This window comes from Okeanomitos corallinicola TIOX110, assembly GCF_038050375.1.
In the GTDB taxonomy this organism is placed as follows: domain Bacteria; phylum Cyanobacteriota; class Cyanobacteriia; order Cyanobacteriales; family Nostocaceae; genus Okeanomitos; species Okeanomitos corallinicola.
On the sequence record NZ_CP150886.1, the window covers coordinates 4,475,982 to 4,502,284 of the forward strand.

22 protein-coding genes are annotated in these 26,303 nt (G+C 35.4%); 8 read left to right on the forward strand and 14 right to left on the reverse strand.

Translation table 11 applies throughout. The features are described 5' to 3' along the window. Positions 1 to 149: 149 nt before the first annotated feature. Positions 150 to 740 carry a DUF3177 family protein gene (locus tag WJM97_RS19585; protein WP_353930437.1) on the reverse strand — a complete coding sequence of 197 codons (591 nt, stop codon included), beginning with the start codon at positions 738 to 740 and terminating at the stop codon, positions 150 to 152. A gap of 321 nt (positions 741 to 1,061) precedes the next feature. Beyond that, positions 1,062 to 1,304: a Calvin cycle protein CP12 gene (locus tag WJM97_RS19590; protein WP_353930438.1), complete on the reverse strand. Its 243-nt coding sequence runs from the start codon at positions 1,302 to 1,304 to the stop codon at positions 1,062 to 1,064. Between the two features lie 329 nt (positions 1,305 to 1,633). On the opposite strand from WJM97_RS19590, the gene WJM97_RS19595 reads away from it, so the two are divergent. Beyond that, positions 1,634 to 2,842 (forward strand): FIST N-terminal domain-containing protein, encoded by a 1,209-nt coding sequence (locus WJM97_RS19595; RefSeq protein ID WP_353933227.1) that lies wholly within the window; start codon positions 1,634 to 1,636, stop codon positions 2,840 to 2,842. Positions 2,843 to 2,870: 28 nt separating this feature from the next. Here the strand turns inward: WJM97_RS19595 and WJM97_RS19600 are convergent, their stop codons facing one another. Beyond that, the gene (locus WJM97_RS19600; protein ID WP_353930439.1) at positions 2,871 to 3,977 is read right to left on the reverse strand and encodes a metallophosphoesterase; all 1,107 of its coding nucleotides are present in this window, start codon (positions 3,975 to 3,977) and stop codon (positions 2,871 to 2,873) included. Positions 3,978 to 4,127: 150 nt separating this feature from the next. On the opposite strand from WJM97_RS19600, the gene trmB reads away from it, so the two are divergent. Further along, positions 4,128 to 4,781 (forward strand): tRNA (guanosine(46)-N7)-methyltransferase TrmB, encoded by a 654-nt coding sequence (trmB, locus tag WJM97_RS19605; RefSeq protein WP_353930440.1) that lies wholly within the window; start codon positions 4,128 to 4,130, stop codon positions 4,779 to 4,781. Positions 4,782 to 4,942: 161 nt separating this feature from the next. Here the strand turns inward: trmB and WJM97_RS19610 are convergent, their stop codons facing one another. The 5 genes from WJM97_RS19610 to WJM97_RS19630 all read right to left on the reverse strand — a co-directional run bounded on the left by WJM97_RS19610 (position 4,943) and on the right by WJM97_RS19630 (position 8,710). Then, positions 4,943 to 5,122 (reverse strand): hypothetical protein, encoded by a 180-nt coding sequence (locus tag WJM97_RS19610; protein WP_353930441.1) that lies wholly within the window; start codon positions 5,120 to 5,122, stop codon positions 4,943 to 4,945. 58 nt (positions 5,123 to 5,180) lie between these two features. Beyond that, positions 5,181 to 5,489, reverse strand: a complete 309-nt coding sequence (locus WJM97_RS19615) for a DUF2752 domain-containing protein (RefSeq protein WP_353930442.1) — start codon at positions 5,487 to 5,489, stop codon at positions 5,181 to 5,183. A 225-nt stretch (positions 5,490 to 5,714) separates the two neighbouring features. Next, positions 5,715 to 5,981, reverse strand: coding sequence for an NINE protein (locus tag WJM97_RS19620; RefSeq protein ID WP_353930443.1), 267 nt, complete (start codon positions 5,979 to 5,981; stop codon positions 5,715 to 5,717). 317 nt (positions 5,982 to 6,298) lie between these two features. Next, positions 6,299 to 6,574: an NINE protein gene (locus WJM97_RS19625; RefSeq protein WP_353930444.1), complete on the reverse strand. Its 276-nt coding sequence runs from the start codon at positions 6,572 to 6,574 to the stop codon at positions 6,299 to 6,301. 579 nt (positions 6,575 to 7,153) lie between these two features. Continuing rightward, entirely contained in the window at positions 7,154 to 8,710 is a 1,557-nt protein-coding gene (locus WJM97_RS19630) for a type II CAAX endopeptidase family protein (protein WP_353930445.1), read from the reverse strand. Positions 8,711 to 9,092: 382 nt separating this feature from the next. Between WJM97_RS19630 and WJM97_RS19635 the strand changes: the two genes are divergently transcribed. Together WJM97_RS19635 and WJM97_RS19640 are read left to right on the forward strand one after the other, a co-directional pair. Continuing rightward, on the forward strand, positions 9,093 to 10,235 hold the full coding sequence (locus tag WJM97_RS19635) for a transporter substrate-binding domain-containing protein (RefSeq protein ID WP_353930446.1): 1,143 nt from the start codon (positions 9,093 to 9,095) through the stop codon (positions 10,233 to 10,235). A gap of 221 nt (positions 10,236 to 10,456) precedes the next feature. Further along, positions 10,457 to 13,240: a hypothetical protein gene (locus tag WJM97_RS19640; RefSeq protein ID WP_353930447.1), complete on the forward strand. Its 2,784-nt coding sequence runs from the start codon at positions 10,457 to 10,459 to the stop codon at positions 13,238 to 13,240. 8 nt (positions 13,241 to 13,248) lie between these two features. On the opposite strand, the gene WJM97_RS19645 is transcribed toward WJM97_RS19640, so the two are convergent. From WJM97_RS19645 to sufB, 6 genes are all read right to left on the reverse strand, one after another. Continuing rightward, positions 13,249 to 15,027: an ATP-binding cassette domain-containing protein gene (locus WJM97_RS19645; protein ID WP_353930448.1), complete on the reverse strand. Its 1,779-nt coding sequence runs from the start codon at positions 15,025 to 15,027 to the stop codon at positions 13,249 to 13,251. 392 nt (positions 15,028 to 15,419) lie between these two features. Continuing rightward, on the reverse strand, positions 15,420 to 15,584 hold the full coding sequence (locus WJM97_RS19650) for a microviridin/marinostatin family tricyclic proteinase inhibitor (RefSeq protein ID WP_353930449.1): 165 nt from the start codon (positions 15,582 to 15,584) through the stop codon (positions 15,420 to 15,422). Between the two features lie 466 nt (positions 15,585 to 16,050). After that, the gene (locus WJM97_RS19655; protein WP_353930450.1) at positions 16,051 to 17,316 is read right to left on the reverse strand and encodes a cysteine desulfurase; all 1,266 of its coding nucleotides are present in this window, start codon (positions 17,314 to 17,316) and stop codon (positions 16,051 to 16,053) included. Positions 17,317 to 17,469: 153 nt separating this feature from the next. Next, positions 17,470 to 18,801, reverse strand: a complete 1,332-nt coding sequence (sufD, locus tag WJM97_RS19660; RefSeq protein WP_353930451.1) for a Fe-S cluster assembly protein SufD — start codon at positions 18,799 to 18,801, stop codon at positions 17,470 to 17,472. Between the two features lie 2 nt (positions 18,802 to 18,803). Further along, entirely contained in the window at positions 18,804 to 19,589 is a 786-nt protein-coding gene (gene sufC / locus WJM97_RS19665; protein ID WP_353930452.1) for a Fe-S cluster assembly ATPase SufC, read from the reverse strand. Between the two features lie 87 nt (positions 19,590 to 19,676). Continuing rightward, positions 19,677 to 21,116, reverse strand: a complete 1,440-nt coding sequence (gene sufB, locus WJM97_RS19670) for a Fe-S cluster assembly protein SufB (RefSeq protein ID WP_353930453.1) — start codon at positions 21,114 to 21,116, stop codon at positions 19,677 to 19,679. 218 nt (positions 21,117 to 21,334) lie between these two features. Between sufB and sufR the strand changes: the two genes are divergently transcribed. From sufR to WJM97_RS19690, 4 genes are all read left to right on the forward strand, one after another. Beyond that, positions 21,335 to 22,006, forward strand: a complete 672-nt coding sequence (gene sufR, locus WJM97_RS19675; RefSeq protein WP_353930454.1) for an iron-sulfur cluster biosynthesis transcriptional regulator SufR — start codon at positions 21,335 to 21,337, stop codon at positions 22,004 to 22,006. Positions 22,007 to 22,192: 186 nt separating this feature from the next. Next, on the forward strand, positions 22,193 to 22,888 hold the full coding sequence (locus WJM97_RS19680; RefSeq protein WP_353930455.1) for a hypothetical protein: 696 nt from the start codon (positions 22,193 to 22,195) through the stop codon (positions 22,886 to 22,888). A gap of 76 nt (positions 22,889 to 22,964) precedes the next feature. Continuing rightward, positions 22,965 to 23,432, forward strand: a complete 468-nt coding sequence (locus tag WJM97_RS19685; RefSeq protein WP_353930456.1) for a hypothetical protein — start codon at positions 22,965 to 22,967, stop codon at positions 23,430 to 23,432. Between the two features lie 54 nt (positions 23,433 to 23,486). Next, entirely contained in the window at positions 23,487 to 26,255 is a 2,769-nt protein-coding gene (locus WJM97_RS19690) for a CHAT domain-containing protein (protein ID WP_353930457.1), read from the forward strand. The last annotated feature ends 48 nt before the right edge of the window (positions 26,256 to 26,303 follow it).

Sequence of the window (26,303 nt, forward strand, 5' to 3'; positions counted from 1 at the left end):
AATACTGTTAATTTTAGTTAAGTGTTTGCATTATTATCATTATCTTGATGATTTAACGGCAGACTTTATCTTTTTTTTAGTAAGTGTTAGGGATAATCATTTATCCCTGAAGGGGGAGAATTGACACCATAGAGGTTAAAGTATTCTATTTATTGAGTAGCTGATCTGCCATGCTTACCTAGTTTTACAAATACAAAGTAACTTAAATAAACTACATAAATAACTAGGCCAACTATGCCCAAAAAGCCTAGAAAACCTGTTTTACTGTTATGGTGAAAATAATCCTTAAACATTAATGGTGCTTCAGCCCAAACACTACAGAAGGGATTTTTTAGAGATGCTGCTGAGAAAGTACAACTCAAAAATGGTAGCAAACTGATTGCACCCAAAAAGCTATACACTGTCATTGCCCAACGCCAAGATGTGAACATCAGTTTTAAAGGACTTTTGGGTAAGTAGTCTATTTCGTCATTGATATCAACCCAAAACCACAGGGAAATAGGAATCAAAATCCGCGCCATTAAAGCAGAAATAAAACTGATTGGTAATCCCCCAATCAATAAGTAAACTGTAATAGCTGATAAACTTGCTACGCGCCAGTAAATAATTAATAAGCGTTGTATTGCATCTGTTTTTTGTACAAATGCCCAAATGAGAAGAATAACAGGAATTATTAAAGTAAATAATAATGCTAATCTATAATCCATCCAAACGTAGGGGCGAAACCAAACTTGCGGCATAGCTTTTGTTAGTTGTTAGTTAATTAGTAAATTACCTACATTTCCCTCATCAGCCTCAGTAGGTTAAAGACCAGATTTAGTAACTGGTGGTAAACCAGTTGAGTTGTTCCACCAGTAACGTTGATAATTTCGGGTTTTACCAGTGATAGGCTGATAAAGTACACTTATGTTTCAATTCATCAGGAAAAATCCGTTGACTTTTCCTAATGATTTGTAAATTAATAATACTCATGGTGAGTATGCTAGAAGTGTAACCTAATCAGTTTTCAGTTCTGGGTTACTTACCGAACAGGTTTAGAGAAACCAGACTATGAGCAGTTCCTAGTCTTCATAAACCCGGCATTCATCTGCATCGGGGTTAGCATCACAGTATTGCTCTAAAGAGTTTTTGGGTTTGGTTTGACGTTGGTGAGAAGCTTCTGCTTGTAATTCTTCAACAGCATCCCAAGCGGCAGCGCATTCGGCGGAGTTGTTACCTGAAATATCACAGACGTTACGAGCTTCTTGAATCTCGTCTTGAATCTGTTCTTCGATGTTGTTGGTTTTTTCTTGAGTGTTTGTCATTGTGTTAATCTCGTTATTTGTTGTTTATACCAGAGTTGGAAGAATCAAAAATTTCAGTTGATGATAGTTTTGCTCTATGTCTTTGCCTACTATTTTAACCACTGAGTTGCTAAGTTGGACTTTACCGCTGATATTACATCACTAATACAACACATCAAACCTGCATATCTTCTGTTCCTCTTGATGTTTTAAGATTTGTCGGTGACGTAAATACAGAAAAAGAATAATACAATAGATTTAATATTTTAATGAATATGATAGGGAGTAGCCGCCCCACCGATCAAACTACTGAAAATATTAGCCTCAACACAGAGAGAAGTCGAGAAATTATGGCAGACCAAATGCAGTGGGCAAATGCCCTATCAACTCATCATTCCTTGGAAGCAGCTGTCACAGATGTGGTACAAAAAGCTGTTTCATCTTTGAAAGCACCTGCGGATTTAGGACTGGTGTTTATTTCTTCTGCTTTTACCAGTGAGTATTCCCGACTTTTACCGTTGTTGGCAGAGAAGCTGTCAATACCTGTGTTGATTGGTTGTAGTGCGGCGGGTGTAGTGGGGACAAATTCAGATAGTCAAACTCAAGAGATTGAGTCAGAACCAGCCATTAGTTTGACGTTAGCACATTTACCTGGGGTGGATATTCGGACTTTTCATGTTATGGGCGATCAGTTGCCAGATTTGGATAGTTCCCCGGATGCTTGGATTGATTTTTTGGGTGTACCTCCATCACCTGCACCTCAGTTTCTGTTATTTTCTAGTGCTTTTTCGGCTGGTACTAATGATTTGTTACAAGGGCTGGATTTTGCTTATCCTGGTTCGGTGGTTGTAGGAGGACAAGCTAGTGGTGGATTTGCCAGCGATCGCATGGCTCTATTTTGTAATGATCAGTTATATCGTCAAGGTACGGTGGGTGTGGCTTTGAGTGGTGATATTGTCCTGGAAACTATTGTCGCTCAAGGATGCCGTCCTATTGGTGAACCTTTACAGGTAACTAAGGCCGAACGGAATATTGTTTTGGAATTGGATGATCAAGTACCTCTCAAGGTGCTACGAGATTTGATTGATAGTCTCAGTGATCAGGAAAAAATGCTGGCACAGCATTCTTTATTTGTGGGTTTGGCAATGGATGAGTTTAAGCTGTCTTTAAAACAGGGTGATTTTCTGATTCGTAATTTATTAGGGGTAGATCCGGCGGCTGGGGCGATCGCAATTGGCGATCGCATACGTGCTGGACAAAGATTACAATTTCATCTCCGTGATTCCCAAGCCTCAGCAGAGGATTTAGAATTTCTCTTAAAAGAGTATCAATACCAAAGTAATGGTGAATCTTCCCCGCTGGCGGCCTTGATGTTTAGTTGCGTGGGACGTGGTACGGGGCTTTACGGTCAACCCAATTTTGATTCCCATTTATTTAGTCGTTATTTCCATGACATCCCCATGGGTGGTTGTTTTTGTGGTGGTGAAATAGGCCCAGTCAGCGGTAAAACTTTCCTCCATGGTTACACTTCTGTCTTTACAATTTGCCGCAGCAAGTAGGATGTGGGCTGTGGGGGAGATTAATAACTCAATCACCGATTAAGAGCTTACTGTTATTATCAATGGCGTGATGATGTCCGGTGTGAGTAACTGCACCATATTCTTGAATGTGATGACGCACTTCTAGGGGCAGGTTGGGATAATCTAAGACTCCGTCTCCATTGGCTATGGTTGCCCAAAAATCTCGTAAGTCTGGGGCTAGTTGCTTTGCCTGTGCTAGTGGTAGATTTAAGGGTGGTAAAGTTAGTAATTTGATTAAGAATGGGTAGGAGCGATCGCCCATCCATTGTTTTGATGATTCCTGCAACTTGGGAAAATCTGGTACTGATTCAACACGATGGGAAACTATATGTAACCATTCTTTTCCTAAACTATCTCTTTCAAACTCTAAGACACGATAGGGATGGGGATAACTGACCAATGAACCTGTGGTAATATCATAAACTCCATCAGCACAGGCGACATCTTGGACGTGTAAATGTCCAGTAAATACTAATTTTACTTCGTGCTTACGTAGTAAATCTAGGAATTCTGGGGCATTTTCTAACATATAACGATTTGCCATAGGATGATTTAACTGATTTGGCAAATGTTCAACAACATTATGATGCAACATGACTAAAACTATTTCATTATCAATTGCTGCTAGTTCTGTCTCTAACCACTGCAATTGTTGTTGATCTAAACGCCCAATTTGTTTACCGTCTTCATCAAAGGAATTAGAGTTTAAACCAATTAATCTCACTCCCGGTAATATTTGACAGTTGTAGTAAAATTGCTGTGAATTTTCATACCCAAATTTATGGTAATAATAGGGAAACTCAGTCAAACCAATTGATTGCTCGTTGGCCAAGAGAACAGGAACATCATGATTACCAGGAACAACATAAACTGGAAAAGGTAGCTGAGATAATCTTTTGGTTAACCAATTGTGATTTTCCGGTTCTCCATGTTGGGTTAAGTCTCCAGGGATCAAAAGAAAGTCTAAATCAAGTTGTGTTAAATGTTCCAATACACTCTCAAAGGCGGGAATACTAACTTCTACTAAATGAAATCGGCTAGGATGATCCCAGATTGTATGGGGTAGTGCAATGTGTAAATCACTAACTATGGCAAAGCGAAAGTTGATATCCATTGATTAAAAAAATGTTAAAAACAAATGCAAATACTCTTTTTATCAAAGTATAACTCTTGCTTTGTCTGGTTACGTAATAGCAAGTAGACTTAATATTTGTACATATTTATGTTTAATTTTATCTAAATTCCCATCAAAGGAGTATTGATTATGGCTTTGGTTCGAGTCCGTCAGCACGTTAATCCACTATCGAGAAAGTTTCAAACCCCTGTTGATCCCCCAGCGTGGGGAAAAGTTTATAGACAGCCCAATTTACCTCTACATTTAGATATTGGCTGTGCTAAGGGCAGATTTATACTCAAGATGGCGCAGGTAGAACCAAACTGGAATTTTTTAGGTTTGGAAATTCGAGAAACTTTGGTTGTGGAGGCTAATAAGTTGGGGTTTGAGTTGGGGTTAACAAATTTGCATTATTTATTTTGTAATGTCAATAATTCTTTAAGTCCCATTTTATCTACTTTACAACCAGGAATTTTACAAAGGATAACAATTCAATTTCCTGATCCTTGGTTTAAAAATCGTCATGCTAAACGGCGTGTAGTACAACCAAAATTAGTAACTGAGTTAGCTAATTATTTGGCTGTAGGTGGAGTGGTATTTTTGCAATCTGATCAGAAATTTATAGCTGAAGAAATGTGCGATCGCTTTTCTGAAAATCCTGTATTTGAGAAAATTGGTAATGAAGAATGGTTAGCAGAAAATCCGCTTCCTGTTCCTACAGAAAGAGAAATAGCAACGCAGAATAGGGGTGAACCTGTTTATCGAGCTATTTTTGTTAAACAAGAAGCCTCGGAATCAATCTGAACTCTTACTACATCCACAAAGCCTTAAGAAAGTTCAACCAAAACGAACTTACCTGAAGAACAAGCCCCATGTCTCAACTGCTAAGATTCTAGCTCAAAGAACACATAAAATTAACACACCTTGAAACGGCTAGTCCTAAATATTAAGTTTATTAAGTTAATTTATTTTCGACTCCAGTTGACATAAGCTACGTAAATTAGAGCTAACCCTTGAATAGGCATGAAAGCAATTATACTTTTGAGAATATAATGTGTTTCTAAATTGGACATGGTGCTAAAATACCCACAGCCAATTATCAGTAAAATTCCCCAGGTAATTTGTTTACGTTTGATGGTTAACATGATAGTCAAATTTGGATTTGATAGAAAAAAAACTTTGGATTAATATTGAATATTTAACTTAAACAGAACCAGAAAATATTTTAAATAAGGGAGAGTTAATTAAGGCAAAATATAGTTCTCCTGTTTGTGAAAGGTAATACAAACGCCATAAGTAATAGATAAAAATTGTACATAAACCCAGAATCTGCAACTTTTTAAACTTTATTAATTGCCAATAAAAAGCTTTGATTGGATGTTTGATGAACAACTCTATTGTTACGTGAACTGCTGCGATTAAAAATCCCAAAAACAACAGTGGGCCAAACAGATGTTCTGTTAGTGCTTGATGCCAATCGCCTCTAGCTAACGCCATAAATGAGCTTGTCATACCACAACCGGGACAGGGAATACCCGTGAAATAGCGTATTGGACAAACTAGAAATGGGAGTTTATATCCTTGGTTATAAAAGTGAGTCCCAAGTAGGGGGGTAAATGAGAATCCCAATATACCCCAACGTACTAACTTGCCGTGATATGAAAGCCGATTTAGAGATATTTTAAACACAGGTATAATATGAGGTCAAACGGCAAATACAACTTCCAATGCAGATGATTAAAACCAACCTTTCTTATTGGCAATATAGGTATTTAAGAATTCATCGTCTGTTTTGATTAAATAAATAATCCCTTCTGCTAAACCAATCACACCCATAACTACCCCACCAATTCCGCAGGTAAGTAGTGTACTCAACAACATGATGATACCTTCAGTTGTGTAACCGAGAATGAATTTGTGAACACCTAAAGCACCTAAAAGAATGCCACAGATACCCGCTACGACTTTTTTGTTACTGGCATCACTGGGATTAATATTAGACATGATTACAACTACTCCTTGAGGATAGACAAAATTGTGAAGCTTTGACTCTGATTGAGTATAATGGTTTTCAACCAGGGTGTTTAGCATCACTAACGGAAATTTCTGTCCTTAGTTTTCGTTGTAATGATAACCTAATACTTACATAAAATTTTGAATCTTAATAACTTATAAAGAACTTGAGCAGGTTAAGAATAGTTAAATATTTTACTCTGTAGAGTTTTGGAGTAGTTTTAATTTTTGTTACGTTGTTTGGTTTGTTGATGTCTGTCTACTGATAATCAGTTAATGCAAAATGATGTAAAAATCATGTTGGTATTTTAAAACCAACCTTGTCTTTTCATAAAGTATGTTTTAACAAATTCTTCATGATTTTTGTTGAGGTAAATCATGCCTTCAATTAAACCTACCAACTGCATAAGTATTAATGTAAAACCGTAGGTGAGAGAACCACCGACAACGGAAATTACTAACATAATAAATCCTTCTGGAGCATAACCGAGAATAAATTTATGTAGTCCCAATCCACCCATAATAATGCCACAATAACCAGCTAGAAGTTGTTTGTTAGCATGAGATGGATTAATATTTGTCATTTTTATGTAAACTCCTGAATTGATAGGGGTTAAAATTATAAAATCTGAGTATGTATAGCTCAATTCAGCATAATTCTCTGACTCTGGGAAGTATGGATACTAATTTTCTATTTTGTTAAGTGTAGCTACACTTAACTTTGATAAAACTAACTACAAAAAATAGTGTTTACAGCCGCAGGAAAATTATTTCCGAACTATTCAAAATTCCTAGTGATGAGGGGAATATATTGTTTATATGAGTTGTTGAGACTAATACCAAATTGATATGAAGCTGGATAGAATATTATCTTAATAATAAACCACAGATAAACGCGGATGGGAGGAGATAATTTGATGCGTTTTATGGTTCTATACAGCATCACATAAAATTTGTCTCCTATAAATACACTTACCTGTATTCAGATGATGAGTTAATGAAAACTTTAACCACTAAAAAAATACAGGTTTTGTAATTGTTTAACGAGTCTAGGTTCAGGATTTTAGGCTTGTTAAGTGGAACTTCTGGACAGGTTGGTAACTCAAAGTTTATATGTTGATCTAAGCAAATGTTTTTGATTTTTTCATCCGTAATTGTCTGTTTTAATTATTGCTGCTGCCTAAGATAAACAAACTCAATAATGTGCCACTATTCCAAAGGCTGTGGAGAAGCATGGGGGCGAGGAGATTGCGCGATCGCGTGTACACTATTCCTAGAACCATACCTAATGCTGTGAGTGGCAATATTTCCGATAAGCTCAGATGAGCAGCAGCAAATACTAAACTACTAACCACAATAGAACCTGAAACTGGAAGGTAGCGAGTTAAGGAGGGTAATAAAAAGCCCCGAAATAGAAATTCCTCAAAAAATGGAGCAGCTACAGCAGCGGTAAAGAAAAATATCCCCAAGGCCAGATTGTCTTGACTTTCTAGTACCAGTTGTAAGAGTGGGTTACTGCCACCTTGTCCTTGCCATAATTTTTGATTAATTAAGGAGACAACGACTACTATGGGTAAGGCGGTACAGTAGCCAGCTATTCCCCATAAAAACCAGTTACTAAAAAAACGGAATTTAAACCAACCTTCTGGTAGGGGAAAATAGCGCCTGATGGAAAAATACAGTACAGTGAAAGCACCGAAAGCAACCAGTAAATAACTTACTAATACAGAAAAAGCCTGAATACGGGCGTTGTCTGAGGAACGGGGTAGGGGAATAATGCTGAGTAATTCAGGTATAAATAGTTGTCCCATTAATAAAAATCCCAGGACAAATACTTGTAAAATTGTTTCGACACTCCAAGGTGTTGACCAAGGTTGATCGGCATTTGTCGCTAAGAGAGATGCTTTACCTTTGAGAAAAAGCTGAATAATTAAAGCTACTAGGAATATAACACCGATAAACGCCGCTAAACTGGGGATAATGGCAATTAAGGCTAATTTCAAGATTGCATCGGTGGCAACTGCTTGTTGTGCAGTTTGTATATCTGTTAAAGCTGCTTGACGTTGTTGGAGTTGGTATAGCTGAATTAAAGCTGTGAAGCGAAACCAACTATCTAAATTTGCTTGAATTAGTGGTTGAGCATTTGGGAGTAAACGCGGGGGGTCGCTCCAAAGTCCACTTAAAACATTAGCAGTTTCCGTAAATTTGGATTCTGAATTTGTCTGGACTTGACTCCAGGTTTTGAGGGCTGTTTCTGTTTCTCCCTGTTGAGTTTGTAAAATTCCCCAGCGTAAGTCCAATTCATTTCTTAGTTTTTGCAGCTTGCTGATAGATTTTTCTATTTGCTCTTTTTGTACTTCTAGAGGATCATTTGCTAGGGGTTGGGGAGGTGTGATAGCTGTGATGTCTGGCGATCGCAATTCTACGAGTTTTGTTTTTGCCTTGTCTAAGCTAGTTTGAACAGAGTTACGAGCTTGTTGATATTGCTTGGCGGCACTTTCCAAAGGTTGATCACCGACTATGGCTCTCCGCAGTGCAATAAAGTTCTCATCACTGCCATCTTCTGGTTGCCAAGCTTGGGCTTGGAGAACAATATTAGTTTGATAGAGTTCCAAGCGACTTTGGAATTGTGGTTTTTGCCAACTAGCAAATAAAGACCAGCCAGACAATATGATTGATAAAAGTGTTAGGAGAATTAACAGAAACCGTTTAAATGTCATCTATCCCTCTTTTACTTACCGGTGGAGAGCGTGCGCCCCTTGGAAATTATAAGCTAGTGGGGAAGATTGGGGGATATCAATTAGCGATCGCTCTGTAGCCAAATTAGCCATACTCACCAGACTGTGTTAAATTACTGGCAACTCATTGTATCGCTTAACCTTAGTTGGGAATCTGCCTAACTCTGACTATTCACCAGTGGCTCATCAACCACTAAATTTGATTTTCAGTGTACTTACAGTAATCCTAGATTGAGTTTCAGCACTTTGTATAAATTTGTTTCTGATAGTTTCTGATAGTTTCTGAGTGAAATAGTTTGAGTTAATCAGGCAACCTAGCTATCAAAATGGCTACTTCCAAAAAATCCTGAAAAACACAACTACAATGTTTGATTACAAAAATAAATTTAACATTTCCAGAATACTTCTAACCTTAGCTACTTCTGCGGGAATCTCTGTTTTTTCTTACTGTCTTCCTGCTTTTAGCCAAACTCCTAATAGTGAAATTAATTCTGCACGAATTGAACAAAAAAAATTTAAAGTTGGTATTACAGGTTCTGCTCCCTTTGTAGTTAAAAGTAGCGATAATCAATATCAAGGAATTAGTTTAGATATTTGGCAACAATTCACACAAGCTCAAAATCTGGAATATGAATTTATTCCTCAGCAAAATGTCGAATCTGGCATTAATGGGATCAAAAAAGGTGAATTAGATGTAGTGATTGGACCAATTAGTATTACCGCTGAACGTCGGCAAGAAGTTGATTTTTCCCAGCCTTTTTACATTGCTCAAATTGGGGTATTAGTACCTAGTGAAGCTCCCTCTTTGTGGAGCAGACTTAAACCCTTTTTTGGCATAGCGACCCTTTCATCAATAGGATTTATTTGCCTATCTTTGTTTATAGTTGGTAACTTAATTTGGTTAGCAGAACATCGTCAAAACAGCGAACAGTTTCCTAAGTCTTATATTAATGGAGTTGGCAATGGAATGTGGTTTGCTGTAGTAACATTAACTACCGTTGGTTATGGAGATCGCGCTCCTGTTACCAAAGCTGGACGTATCATTGCCGGGATTTGGATGATGGTGACACTGGTAACAGTTTCTTCTCTCACCGCAGGTTTAGCATCAGCTTTTACCTTATCAATGACAAATTTAAGCAATGACAGTTTTCAGTCACCAGAAGACCTCAAAGGAGCGCGGATAGCAGTAGTTTCAGGGACGACTGGTGTGAAGTGGGGTAAATATTATCAAAGTAGATTAATAGAAATAGGAAATTTACCTGAAGCAATTAAGTTAGTAGAAACAGGTAAAGCTGATGGAGTAATCTTTGATAATCCTGCACTGGAATATTATTTAAAACAAAATCCTCAACTTGATTTAAAAATAGCAGATTTTTCCGTCGGTACTGAAAGTTATGGCTTTGCGCTACCAATGGGTAGTTCTTTAGTTTACGACTTGGATGTAAATCTGTTGCAGTTAGAGCAAGAGGGAAATATCCAAGAAATTGCCGATAAATGGCTTAAATAAATTTCAGCATTTATCAATTAATTAGGATTTACTTTTGGTGATAGCTGTTCGTTGTAGGTAAAAAAGTCTAGAACAGCGATTTTCAACCTTGTTAATTTTTATTTTTATTTACATCAATCAAAAATCAAATCTGATTAATATAGATACTAAATAAGCAATAAAACACCGCAAAGGGTGTTCTGCTGAAAATCACCATATTTTGATTGCAAGGTTGCGAATTTATGCAAAAGACTTTTAAATCCTGGCATGATTTATTTTTAAATTTAAAAGCCAATGAATATCAAGTATCAGCAGCTTGGGAAAATTCAATTATTGATCCAGAAAATGATACATTACCACCAATAAAAATAATCAATATTGCAGAAAATAATGCTTTTATCTCCTATTTAGGAGAAGTTGAACTACAAGCCTTGAGCAAACAATTTAATCTTGACTTAGATATTATTCAAAATAATCCTGAATTTGCTAGTTATCAAGTAAGTAATCCTCATATCCATATACAAGGATTTACAACCTCATCTATTGATTATCAAGTAATCGTTAATAACATCAATTCAGAAGATATTATAAATTTACTTAGTCAATTAGGAGGAGTTAATTTACCTGAACCGCTGCAATTAAAACTCAATTCCTTAGATCAGGTTAACTTAGGATTAGCAACATCAGAGATTTACTTATATTTTAATGATGACATTCAGTTAAATTTAAATGACTTTTTTAATCTGAGTAGTAATTTACAATTACCATCTATCAATATAGAAGAAATATTTAACAGCTTCATTACTAAAATTTTTGGTACATCTAAACTGATCATTTCTGAGGCTAAATTAAGATTATCACCAGAAGATATCAGTAATAAGCTGAGTTTAACAGGATTAATCAACGACCAAGAAGTTGAATTAACCTTTAGCGATAGAATCACACTACAATATCAATTATCTGATGATATTGATTTTAGTAGTTTAACAAGTGATCTCCCTGTAATCAAAGATTTAAAATTAAGAAATGGGGAACTCATTATTACTGATAATACCTATTTATGTAACCATACAAAATTAGGAAGAATCAATATCAACAAAGGTTTTAACTTTATTGGAGATATTAACTTAACAAGTTTGAACACAGATTTCAGTGGTTTTATTAACAGTCAACTAGCTATTGATGATTTAGGAGTTTTAATTAGCTTTGATCCTGGGGGATTAGTCAGTTTAACTGGTGATATTAAACAAAACACTCCGCTAATTTCTGTACAAGATTTTCATGCTAATTTTACTAACCTGTTGTTTAGTATAGATATTGGTGCTAATTTAGAACCGAGTTTTGAATTAATAGGAAATCTAGCTATTCAAGGCTATGATTTGACTCAAGATGATGAACCTACATTATTTCTTACTGGTGCAGTTGCTCTTGAACCCAAATCCTTAACGGCTTTCTTTTCTCAACAAGGGGAAAATTCTTGGTGTAATCCCTATGGTTTAGTAGGGACTGAACTGCGTAATATTTGTTTTCAAGGAGGTGGTACTTATTTACCACCCTATTTTGATAACTTTGGCTTTATTGGGGATTTGAAATGGGACTCAATAGACATTGAGATAGCATTCCTCATGGATACCAATGACCCTCATAAACTGGCGTTAATTTTAACTACAAATCAAGCAGTTAGCTTAGTAAAATTATGGCAAGGACCACTAGCTGGTTTTGTTTGTAAACAAGTTAATTTCTCAACTGATTTAGTTGATCAAACATTAGAATTTTTAAATACATTTTTAGATTTAAGCATCGAATCTATTGATAGAGAAGGTGATGGAAAATATGAGCCATTAATCAAGATTGTTCCTTTTGCAACAGAAATTGCCGGACAACCTATATCAGCAGGATTAGAGATTAATGGTAAAGTTACAGCTTGGAATCATGAAGCAACTTTAATTTTACAAAGTGATCAAGCTTTTCAGAAAATAGAAGGATCATTAAATGTTCCAGAAATTGATTTAGGAGTTGTCAAAGTTGGGGGGACAGATGACGATTGTTTAGATTTAGCCTTAAAGGTAACACCGACTGAACAATATTTATCCGGTGATGGTCAAGTTGAAATTTTTGATCAAGAAATTGCCAAAGTTGAATTCCAAATTACTCCTACAAATGCCATTTTTAAAGACTTTGATTTGAGTTTTGCTAATCTGATTAGTATTGATGTTGATAACCTGAGTATAGATATAAAATCTGGTATTGGTAATGGTTCAGGAAAAATTTTAGTATTGGGAAATACCATTGCTGGCAGCACATTTTATTTAACTAAAAATGGAATTACAATCCATAATACAACTCTGAATTTAGCCGGGTTTTTAACATTAGATATTGAAAGTTTAACAATTAACTTAGCAAATAACCAGGCAACAGGAACTGCTGACATTACGGCTTTTGAGCAATCATTAGGTACTGGTACTTTATCATTTAATCATCAAGCTATTACCATTAATAATGCCTCTTGGAATTTAGCAAATATTCTGAAGATAGATGTGCCTAGTTTTAGTCTTGATTTAACTAATAAAACAGTTTTTGGTTTAGGAGATGTCAGCATCCTGGGTAGAAAATTTTCTGCTGTAGATATTAGTCTGACTGAAAGTGGATTTCAATCTAGTGGTGATTTCAATTTTGGTATTTTAGCTTTCCATAGTGCTACTTTAATTCTTGGTAAAGGAAAAAATGGCAATATTAATAATTCTGCTAGTATTGCAGGTCATGTCAAGTTTTTGGGTTACGATTTTTTCAATGTCAAAGCGAGTGCTGATAGTAGTAAATTAATTTTATCTAGTAGCTTTAATTTTGGGGGAATTATCCTTCTCAAAGGATCTAAAAAACGCAAAAATGCCATTATTACCTTGAAAAAAGACAAAAATGGACGCTATCATACTGTGATATCGGGACGTTTTTATCTATTCAACCAAGAGTTAACTGCTATTAATATTAAGGATTTACAAAAGCAAAAAAAAGTAAAAACAACATGATAGCTGAATCAGCAAGTCTTAATTGCTTTCTGCCGACGATATTCATCTATAGATAAAAATCTCCACTGGGAATTTTCAGAAAGTTCTAATACCCATTGATGATAATCAAATAAACTTTCCCTATGTCCCACACTAATAAAAGTTTTATTCGTTGCTTGTAATTGATGATATAAATTACTTTCGTTATCTAAATCTAAAGCGCTGGTAGCTTCATCTATGATGGTAAAACTAGGACGAGAAATTAATATTCGTGCAAAAACAAGACGTTGTTGTTCTCCCAATGACAATGTATTTTCCCAATTAAATTCTGTGTTTAAACCTTTGACACGGGTGAGTAAATGTTGCAGATTCACTTTTTGCAAAACTTCTTCTAGTTCGCTATCACTGATTTTTTTATCTGTGTGGGGATAAAGTAACTGTTCGCGCAAAGTACCCAAAATTATGTAAGGACGTTGGGGAAGAAACAACATTTCTCTTAAGGGAGGCCGGACAAGACTACCGCTTCCTGAGTTCCATAAACCAGCGATTGCCCGCAGCAATGAACTTTTACCTCTTCCACTAGGACCAACTATTAATAACCCTTTTCCTGGTTGCACCGCTACTGATAGGTCTTCAACAATTACTTTTTCATAGTTTGGAGTTTGTAAGGTAACATGATCAAATTCTATACTTTCATTTTCTTTGAATTTAATAGTGCTAACATTCTCAGGTTGTTTAATAACTTCAGCTAAAGTATCTGTAAAGTTAGCTAACCGTTCAACATAACTAGAAAAGCTGCCTAAACTCCCAAATTCACCTATTAATCCTCCCAGAGCATTAGAAAAGAGAAAACAACATAAACTTGCTTGGCTTATTTCTCCATAATCAATTTGATCTTGAATAAATAAAGGTGTAAGGATGAACATGGAAAATATAGTAATAGCTGACTGATAAGCTCTATTGAAAATGTCCTGTCCTCTTTCCCAATTCAGTCTTTGTTCAGCATTTTTGATGACATTATCAAATCTGCGCTTAATTATATTTAGTTCTTCATCTTCTCCCTGAAAAAAAGCTATTGATTCTGCATGGTTTCTGATGTGAGTCAAACAATAATTGAAGTCGGCTTTAAATTCTAGTTCGTTTTTATTAATCTCATTTAGTTTTTGCGTTAAGTAAATAGCAATTGTATTTCCTATAATTGTATACAAAACTAGATAAATTGTAATTTGTGGAGAAATAGTCCACAATACAACTAAAAAAGTGAACATTTCCAAAACTTTTTCCATGAAAGTCGTGGAAAATCTTAAAGCATTGTTTGTAATTGGTTCTAGCTCTTGGGCTATACGTTGATCGGGATTTTTTAGAGTAGAGCGAAAATTGATGTGATAATAAGCACTATTATTTAAATATTTTTCTAAAATGTGATTAGTTAGCCATTTGTACCAATCTAGAGAGATTTTTTTTCTGATATATCTGGAAAATCCTACTAATAAGACTGTCATCACAATCACTAGGGTAGAAACCCATAATGTACTGAAATACTTAGAAATATCTCTCTCTTCAATGACTATATCAAGCACATAGCGATTCCAGTAGCTACTAAAGGCAGTCATACCTACCAGTGCAACTATCAATAATAATAGGAGACATAGCATTCCCCATGAGCGAATTACTTCTGTGAATGCTCTGCCGTTAATACTTGTAGGATACCAATAAGGTTGAGCGACTAATCTCAGATCCTCCCAAAATTGAGTAAAAACAGAGACAGGATTTTTTTTGTTTTGATCCCTAGCAACTGGATTAAGCATTTGTATTTATATATATTCTGTTTTGAATCAGTACAAATTAGGAAATTTGATTGACTTTTTACGTATTTATATCATGTCTGTTTGCTCACTGTGCTGCTGGTGAGAAATCTAGTTAAAATATTTATGATTTTCGTAAATAGTTATACAACTATTAGGTAAATAACCCCTGTATGAATAAGTAAAGATGATCTGGGGTAAAAAAATATCAATTATGATCAATGTTTGTAGGCAATTTTTATGAAGTCTGTGTTTTCTGGCTAGGAATCTTGTTTGATTTATAAATAAGTATTAAATAGTTTAACTTATTTAATTAGTGCTTGAACCTAAATAGATTGAACAAGAATCAAACAAGATTCCTATGCTTTTCAAAGAAAAATGAAACTTATTTGTATTTAAATTTCTTCCCAATCAGAAGGCCATTTGAAAGTCCAGATTGGTGGGGGAGAAGCAGGTTGAGGAGCAGGCTGTGGCTCTTCTGGTTTTTCTGGTGGTTCTTGTTCAGCTAAAAAGCGGGCAAAGAATGGCTTTACCTGGGGTTCTAAGATTTTGCTAGGCATTGGTTGTTGCTCTCTATGGTTCAGAAATTACATTAGCTTTCAGTTATGTTGATTACTGAAAACCATTAGTTAGATGATTGCAATCAGTACAATTACATCACCACAAGATAATATAGTCCACAGATCAGGGATGATACTGTGAGATATATACTTCTTAATATTAAATCATACATCGTTTCATGTACATTTCACAGTGTCTTCATGACATAATTTTCCTCTGTAGTAACGTATACATACAGCGACTAAGATATCTGCACTACAAAGATTGTATGATTTAATTTTGTACCTCATTTGAACTCAATACCATGTATTACTAGTTTGATGAGGGACAAATAAGAATTATGACTAAGGAGTAATAAAACATATTAGATACAGATATGTTTTCATGATTTTTATCTCTGCTGCTGGAGTGCCTCATGTTGAAAAATCAAAAAGGTGGGAAAATACCACCTAAAATATTATTTACCTACTCTCCAAACACACTAGCAAAAAAGTCTAAAGTCTCTTTCAAAGCCTTGATAAAAACATCAATTTCTTCACGAGTATTGTAAAAAGATAAACTCACCCGTGCAGTTCCTGCTAACTCTAAATGACGGTGTAAAGGTTGAGTACAATGATGTCCAGAACGAATCGCTACCCCTTCTTGATCTAACAAAGTTGCTAAATCATTAGCGTGAACTTCAGAAACTGTAAAAGCTGCCAAAGCCGCTCTACCTTCGCCGTGAGCATCGGGTTTTGGCCCGTAGATTCTAATTTGGGGTATTTGGGCTAATTGCTCAAATAAATAGGCTGTTAATTCCGCTTCATAGGCATGGATTTGCTCCATACCGATATTAGTAAGATAATCTATAGCTGCACCAAGGGCGATCGCCTCACCAATTGCAGGTGTACCGGCTTCAAATTTATGGGGTAATTCTGTATAGGTGGAATGGTCTAAATAGACCTCTGCAATCATTTCTCCACCACCCATAAATGGCGGCATTGCTTCTAATAATTCTAATTTACCATACAAGAAACCAATGCCTGTGGGAGCGCACATTTTATGACCGGAAGCTACCAACCAATCACAATCAATTTCTTGGACATTGATAGGAGTATGGGGGACACTTTGACAAGCATCCATTAAGAATTTCGCGCCGTATTTGTGGGCAATTTCGGCAATTTCTTTGACTGGATTTACACAGCCTAATGTATTGGAAATATGAACTATAGAAACCAGTTTTGTTTTCTCAGAAATAAGGTTTTTGAATTGTTCAAAATCAAAAGTTTCTTCTGGTGTGAGTTCGACAAATTTTAAAACCGCGCCTGTTTTTTGAGCGACAAATTGCCAAGGAACTATATTACTATGGTGTTCCATAACTGAGAGAATTATTTCATCTCCCGGTTGTAAGTTGTTCATTCCCCAACTGTAAGCTACTAGGTTTATTGCTTCGCTGGCGTTGCGGGTAAAAACAATTTCTTGGCGAGATTTTGCATGAATAAAGTTAGTAACTTTGTCTCTTGCTGCTTCGTAAGCGTCGGTTGCTTTTGCACTTAAATAATGTGCGCCACGATGAACGTTTGAGTTATATTTTTCGTAATAATCACGCCATGCGTTTAATACTGATATTGGTTTTTGGGAGGTGGCGGCGTTATCGAGGTAAACGAGGGGTTTACCGTGGACTTCTTGATGTAATATTGGGAAGTCTTTGCGAACTTGATCGGCTAGGGTTTTGGTAGAAGTGAATGTCATTTTTAATAAGGATTTCAGGGGTACAGAATAATTTCTAAAATTTAGAAATTCGATAATTCAACAGAAACTATAAAGTTCGTAGTAAGGAATTTAGTCCTTAAAATCTTTATGTTTGAGCGATGAATCGCTCACTACGAACTTAAGAAAGATGCTTTACTTACTTGTGAGGGTAATGACTGTTTTTAACAGTTTTTCTCGCAATGATAAAACAGGAATTAAGTTAATAATTTCTGCTGCGAAAGCATTAACTAATAATTTGCGTGCGTCGGTTTCATCTATTCCGCGACTTTGCAAGTAGAAGATTTCATCATCTTCTAATTGACTGACAGTTGCACCGTGAGCGCATTTAACGTTATCAGCAGTAATTTCTAGTTGGGGTTTGGTGTCAATTCTGGCTTTTGATGATAACAATAAATTGCGGTTTAATTGTGCTGCGTCGGTTAATTGTGCGGGTTTGGGTACGAAAACTTTACCGTTAAATACACCATGAGCGCGATCGCCTATAATGCACTTATGTAGTTGTTTACTTACACCGTGAGGATGATTTAAGGATATAGCACTGTGAGTATCAGCTAATTGTTTATCAGCAATAACTGTTAAACCATTGAGTGTGGTTTCTGTTTGTTCTCCAGTTTGTAAAATCTCCAAATTATGACGGGAAATTTTACCACCAACGGTTACAGCATTACAGCTATAACGACTATATCGTGCTTGTGTTACCGCAGTTTTACCAATGTGAAAAGCAGCATCACTTTCTAACACAACTCTATTGTGATTAACCTGAGCATTTTCATTTACCCAGATTTCTGTCACACTATTATTAAAGTAAACTTGCTGCTCTTGTGGAACAGGCATCTTGCCTGTGATATACTCTTCAATTAAACTCACATGAGAGTTACTTTCAGCAACTACTAAACAACGAGGTTGAGAAATAATAGCACCTTCAGCAGCAACAGAAATAAATAACAAATGAATGGGATTTTCAATCACCACATTTTTACCCACCCAAACCACTGCCACATCATTTAAACCAGCAGTATTTAAAGCAGTAAAAACATCCCTTGTACCCTCAGACTGAGCTAAATATTTTTGGGCAACATCATCAGGTAAAACATCCAAATTACCAACCTTCAAACCAGCAGGTAAACTTTCAGTATTAGATAAACTTGGTGCAAAAACACCATTCACAAAAACCAACCGCTGAGAAACTTCAGATAAAGCTAAACCATCTGGTAGGGACAATTCATGAATTGTCTCTACATTAAAACTTACCTCTTTTAGAGCAGATAAATCAGTAAAACGCCATTCTTCATCGCGGGTATTAGGAATTACAGAATGACGCACCCATTTAACAGCATCATTCTTAATTTGTTGTATCCAACCGCTTTTTTCAGATCCAGAAACCTGATTTAACAACCCAGTTAAAAACTCATCTCTATCTAACAAAGAATCAGCAATAGAACTAGGAGAAACTTCAATAGTCATAATTACACACCTACCCCTAAAGCTTCTGCTAACACCCAATCATAACCGCGAGATTCTAACTCTAAAGCTAATTCCTTGCCACCACTTCTAATAATGCGTCCCTGTGCCATGACATGAACAAAATCAGGGACAATATAATCAAGAAGACGCTGATAATGAGTAATCATAATTGTGGCATTTTCAGCATTAGTTAACTGATTCACCCCATTAGCAACAATCTTCAAAGCATCAATATCTAAACCAGAATCAGTCTCATCCAAAATTGCCAACTTAGGTTCTAAAATAGCCATTTGCAGAATTTCATTCCGCTTTTTCTCCCCACCAGAAAAACCCTCATTTACACTACGTTCCAGAAAAGAAGAATTCATCTTCACAACATCCAACTTTTCCTCAACCAAATCATCAAAATCGAAAGCGTCAACTTCCTCTAAACCCTGCGCTTTACGACGAGAATTATAAGCAACCCGTAAAAAATCTAAATTGCTCACACCGGGAATTTCCAAAGGATATTGGAAAGCCAAAAACACACCACTTCTAGCCCTTGCTTCCGCTTCCATATCCAGTAAATTCTGACCTTGGAAAACCACCTCACCACCAGTCACATCATAAGCAGGATGGCCAGCCAAAACCTTAGAAAACGTACTCTTACCAGAACCATTTGGACCCATAATCGCGTGAATTTCACCAGCGCGAACCTGCAAATTCAACCCCTTCAAAATAGGAGTACCATCAACATCAGCAGTCAAATCCTTAACCGACAAAATCAAATCACTATTCTCAACAATCATCTTCTTTCCTCTCTTTCTTCTTCTCTTTCTTCTTCGCTTCCTTCGTTCCTTCGTGGTTCATTAAAAAAGAACCTCAAAGAAAACAGATTAACCAACACTACCTTCCAACTTCAAACTCAACAATTTATCAGCCTCAACAGCAAATTCCATAGGAAGTTGATTGAAAACATCCTTACAGAAACCGCTAATCATCATAGAAATAGCATCTTCTGAGGAAATACCACGTTGAGCAAAAAAGAACAATTGATCTTCACCAATCTTAGAAGTAGAAGCCTCATGTTCAACCTTCCCGGTATTATTCTGAACTTGAATATAAGGAAAAGTATTAGCTTGAGCATTATCCCCAATTAACATAGAATCACATTGAGAATAATTTCTCGCACCCTTTGCAGTCGGATTAACTTTCACCAAACCACGGTAACTATTGCTTGAATTTCCAGCAGAAATACCTTTAGAAATAATTGTACTGCGAGTGTTTTTCCCAATATGAATCATCTTAGTGCCAGTATCAGCTTGCTGCATATTATTTGTTAATGCAACTGAATAAAACTCACCCACAGAATTATCACCAACTAACACACAACTAGGATATTTCCAAGTAATAGCAGAACCGGTTTCTACTTGAGTCCAAGAAATCTTAGAATTGACACCTTGACACAAACCACGTTTAGTTACGAAATTGTAAATTCCACCTTTACCCTTTTCATCACCAGCGTACCAGTTTTGCACAGTAGAATATTTAATTTCGGCATTATCTAAAGCCACCAATTCTACCACCGCAGCGTGTAACTGGTTGCTGTCGTACATGGGTGCTGTACAACCTTCTAAATAAGAAACATAACTACCTTCTTCGGCGACAATTAAAGTCCGTTCAAATTGTCCTGTATCACCGGAATTAATGCGGAAATAGGTAGACAATTCCATTGGACATTTTAAGCCTTTGGGAATATAAACGAAAGAACCATCACTAAAAACAGCCGCATTTAAAGCTGCAAAATAATTATCAGCAACGGGAACAACACTACCCAAATATTTTTTAATCAGTTCTGGATGTTCTTGCAGTGCTTCGGAAAAAGAACAGAAAATAACGCCATCTTTGGCGAGTTTCTCTTTATATGTAGTAGCGACAGAAACACTATCAAAAATTGCATCAACAGCAACATTAGTTAATCTTTTTTGTTCATTTAAAGGAATACCTAATTTTGCAAAGGTTTCCAATAAAGTGGGATCAACTTCATCTAAACTGTTGAGTTTTTCTTTCTTTTTCTTAGGTGCGGAATAATAAATAATATCCTGATAATTAATAGGTGGATAGGTGACATGAGGCCATGTAGGTTCTGTCATCTTCAACCACTGACGGTATGCACGAAGACGAAATTCTAACATGAATTCTGGTTCTTCTTTTTTAGCGGAAATTAAGCGAATAACGTCTTCATTTAGTCCACGAGGGATGGTGTCGGTTTCGATGTCGGTGACAAAACCGTACTTGTAAGGTTGATTGACTAAGGTTTTAACTGATGCGCTCATCGTTTCTCTCGTGTTCTCTTTAAAGGATAGGAGACGGGCTTTATAATGCTAATTCCCGTTTTTTGTACCTATTGCTAACAAGACTGCTAGAATGGGTTTGAGGATTAAAACAATTCGGCTGTTGTTTAATCTCATTTTCATTGTACGATAGATTAACAACAACATTGTTGTTTAAGTCAAATTTTTTGAATTTTTTTGAACTTTTTCTTGGGACTAAAATGGCCACTACCCAGCAGTCCTCCACTAAGCAGGATATTTTAGAGTATCTTTTGAAACATACGCAAGCGACGGCTCTGGAACTTGCGGAAATACTAGAAGTCAGTCCCCAAGCGATTCGTCGCCATTTAAAGGATTTAGAAGCTGATAATTTAGTGATATATTCTATACCTGAAAATTCTGGTATGGGCAGACCCCAACATATTTATCATTTAAGTCCGAAGGGTAGGGAATATTTACAAAAAAGTGTCGCCAGTTTAAATGGTGGTTATGGAGAGTTTGCGGTTTCGCTGTTAGACACTTTAGCGGCAACTGTTGGACGTGAGCAAGTTAAAACGATTTTACAAAAGCAATGGGAACGCAAAGCGCTGGAATATCGAGAAAGGGTGGGTAAAGGTTCTTTAAAGGAAAGGGTTGCAGCTTTGGTAGAGTTGCGAAAAGCGGAAGGTTTTATGGCTGAGTTTCACCCTGTTGAGTCTGATGTTAATGGTGGTGAAAAGTTTATTTTTATGGAACACACTTGCGCTATTTCTGATGTTGCGGAGTCATTTCCTAGTGTGTGTGGAAATGAGTTAGAAATGTTTGCAGCGATTTTACCTGATTGTAGCGTGGAAAGGACGCATTGGTTGATTCATGGTGAGCATCGTTGCGGGTATTTGGTGCAAAAAAGGTAGGTGGTGTTGAACGCAGATGGACGCGGATAGACGCGGATGAGGAAAATAAAATATGGAAGTTGAAAGTATAATATTTATTGCAAAAATTTTACTTTTTGAACTTACTTTTTGAACTTTTTTAATTTACAAAGCTATTAAATACTGTTAAAATACATAAGATAAAATAATTTCTCCAGGTGTATATTTTTGCGTCCACAAGAGATTAAAGAAGAACTCAAGTCATTAATTGAGCAAGCATCAACCACAGATCCCAGTTTAGAAATTAGGCTAAAACAAATTAATCGCTGGGTTAAAGATGTAAAACCTGGTTCTTTGACTGCTAAAAAGTTTGTCCTCTTTTTCCTGCAACAGATAATTATTGATGCTAGAACTTACTTAGATATCAAAAGTTTAACTGATGAAGATAAACGACAGCAGTATTATCAGGAAATGACTCCTTGTCAGAGATATTGGTATAGTTATCTTTTTCCTAAATGGTTGGAAGAAAAAGATCCTAATTTTGAAACCTGGAAAAAAAATTTAATGGCTGGAAATTTTGATCAAAGTGATACTGAAATCTTAACAGCAGTAGCTAAGGAAATTAAACAACGTGGGTGGGATTTATGGCAATCTTACATTGCTGATGTAGCTATGGCAACTGATATAATTGTTAGTTATGAATTACAAAATCCTTTGTGTGTTCAACTCACTAGCTTATCTGATGTTAATTCTCAAGATAAATTTACTAAATGGAAAAATAAGTTAAAACATTGGGGTATAGAAAGAGGATTATTTTTAAGTTATGATCCTGGTATGGATGGATTTATTAAGCAAATAGTTGATGTTTCATTAGAAAATAGCGATAGTTTATCAATAGGTGTTTACTTAAAATTTAATTTATAGTTTTTAATTTATAGTTTATAGTTTTTAATTTATAGTTTTCTTAGTTGTCTTTGAAGTTGTAGGAGAGAGTGTCATCATGGTAAAAGAAATAGAGATTAAAAAAACAGATAAATTTACACAATACCTAGAACATTTGGAAGCAGGTAAAAAGTTACAGGAAGATTGGATAAATCATGGTATTGATTGTGTAGATTTATATTTTGAAGATATAGATGGTGATTGGTTGGAAACTTGGGGTGATGATGACTATGAACCTGGTTATATTGAGAAACTTACTACTTTCTTAGAAAGTGATGATGTAGTTGCAGTGAAGGTAAGAGAACGTTTACAGCATAAGTCTATTGATGAAATTATTGCAGGTTTAGAATATTGTTTGAGTCAGTTAAAGGAAGAAGATCGAATTTTTGCTGCTAAGGATTTTTTAGTTGGTGATGTTGTCGTTTCTGGAAGTTGTCGCGCTTCTGGTAATGATGATATTGATGAGGTTGAGTTGTTGGAGTTAGCGGAAGATTTGATGGAGAAGTTGACGGGGATTTTGGGGTAATGATTATATTTGACCCAATAAAAATATACTGAATTAGGTAATAAAAAATTAATCATGGTAAAAGAATCTATAGACTTTTTATCGGAAGTGTTAGAAACAACTTTGCAAAGTTTTAGTGATAAAAATATTGTTTATCCTTTACTGACTGCTAATGTTGACAAACTAGATTTGAATTTTGCTGAATTATTACGCTGTTACGCTCAGAATTACTTTAGTAAAGAACCTTTGAGTAAATCACAAGCATTAGCACCAGCTATCGCTGATTTTGGTACACTAATTGGACAGTTTCCTCAAGGAAATAGAGCCAATAACTTAGAAATTGCTATTGCTGCTTTTGAGGTTATTGAAGTCATCTTTAAGCGTGAAAATTTTCCAAAATATTGGGCTATATCTAAACTTAATTTGGGTAATGCTTATCTAGCTAAAATATATGATGATACTTCAGAGAATTTGGAAAATGCAAGATTAGCTTATGAGAATGCTTTAACAATTTACTCTGTTCAAGAGTTTCCTATAGAGTGGGCAGAAACTCAAACAAATTTAGTAGTTTTATATTCTAAAATGAGTAGAGTTATAAAAAAAAGGACATATCTTTATAAAAAATTAGAAATATTAAATTCAAATTGTAAAAGTGCTTTAACTATTTTTAAGCAAAATAATTTATTGGATAAATGGGCAATTCTAAGAGATACTATGGCATCTGCTTACTGTGATGTTCCGAATGAGTATGGTGAAAGAAATTGGGAATTAGCAATAAATATTTATCATGAAATATTAGAAGTCATAAACAAAAAAACTCTTCCTGAACAATGGGCAAATACTCAAATGAATTTGGGTATTGCATATAATAAAAGAAGTCAGGGATATAAAGAAGACAATTTAAAATTGGCAGTCAAAGCATTTGAAAATTCTTTAAATTTTTATACTTTTGAAAATTACCCATTTGAATATTCCATACTTCAAAATAACTTAGGTAATGTTTTTCGTGATCAAGGTTTAGTAAAAAGAGCAATAAATTGTTACAGATCAGTATTAGAAATTAATACACCTAAAGTTTATCCTATTGACGCAAAAATGGCTGCTCGTAACCTTGGAAATACTGCTTTTAAATCAAGACTATGGACAGAAGCAATAGAAGGTTATAGTATTGCAATTGAAGCAGTAGAAACTAGCCGCAGTTGGATCAAATCAGAATCACGTCGTCAAGAAATTTTAGCCGACTCAATAGACATTTACCAAAACATTGTACAAGCCTGTATCAATAACCAACAAATAGATAAAGCCTTTGAATATTCTGAACGCTCCCGTTCTCAACGTCTGGTAGAATTAATGGCGAGTTCTCACTTATCCCAAGGTGAAAATGTACCACCAAAAGTCCAAGAATTATTACAAAAATACGAAGAATTACAAAAACAAATTGATATAGAACGCCAAAATTATCAATCAGAAAATAATCGCAGTGAAACCCGTGCTATTTGGCAAGTATCTAACGAACAAATAGTATCATTAGAAACTGCCAAACAAGAAATTTGGGAACAACTCAGAAAAGAAGATCCCATTTTAGCAGGTGAAATTCAAGTTAAACCTCTGAGTTTATCAGAAGTTCAGCAATTAATTGATCATCCTAAAACTGCTATTCTCAGTTTCTACACTACCAACTCTGACACCCATATTTTTATCATTACCCAAAATTCAATTTATCTCCATACCTGTATAGGAGAGGGTTTAGAAAGATTACAAAACTGGATTGCACAAAATTGGTTATCAAACTATATCAATTATCCTGAAAAATGGGAAAATGATATGGAACATTTTATCCATGAACTTGCTGAGAGATTACAATTATCAAAAATCATCAATCAATATCTTCAAGACATAGAAGAATTAATTATAGAACCTCATTTGTTATTACATCAAATACCTTTTGCTGCTTTACCTACAGGAGAATATCAAGAATATTTAGTAGATAGATTTTTAATTCGTTATACTCCCAGTTGTCAAATTTTAGATTTTTGTCATCAAAACCACAACAAGAAAAGCTTAAATTTAGATATTCAATACTTACAATATGGTACTGTAGAAGATGCAACAGACGATCTGTCTTGTGCTAAATGGGAAGGTGAACAAATCGCCAAAATGTATAATATTTCAGTACATAACAGATTAATAGGTAGTAGTCAAGCTACTGTTAAAAATTTCCGAAAATTAGCTGAACAGGTGCAAATTATCCACTGTTGTCACCATGCTGAATCTTGTTTATATAATCCTTTAGAATCTCAGTTAAAATTAGGTGATGGTAGTATTACTTTAGGTCAATTAATGTCTCCGGGTTGGCGTTTACCTCATCTTGTAGATGTGTTTCTTTCTTGTTGCGAAACCAATTTAGATAACCCAGATATAACTGATAATTTACTAACACTTTCTACTGGTTTTTTATGTGCTGGTGCGATAAGTGTAATTAGTTCTTTATGGAAGGTTGATGATTTAGCAACTGCGCTATTTTCTATATTTTACTATCAACAAAGAAAAGAAGGTAAAAATCGTCCAGCAGCACTAAAAGCAGCACAAATTAAACTGCGGGAATTAAGCAAAGCAGATTTAGAAACAATATCCAAGCAAATAGAATCAAAGGAGAAAGAACTGATAGAAGATAGAAAAAAATATACTCGTAATTCAGATGAATATTCACAATGGGAACATCAATATAATATTCATGCCAAAATCAATAGATTGCTAAAACATAAAATCCAAACTTCTGATTCAGAATTACCCTTTGCACATCCCCGCTATTGGTCTGCGTTTATTGCTCAAGGATTACAATAATATGATTTAATATAAACAAAACTTCCCAATTAAACAGAACTTTAAACC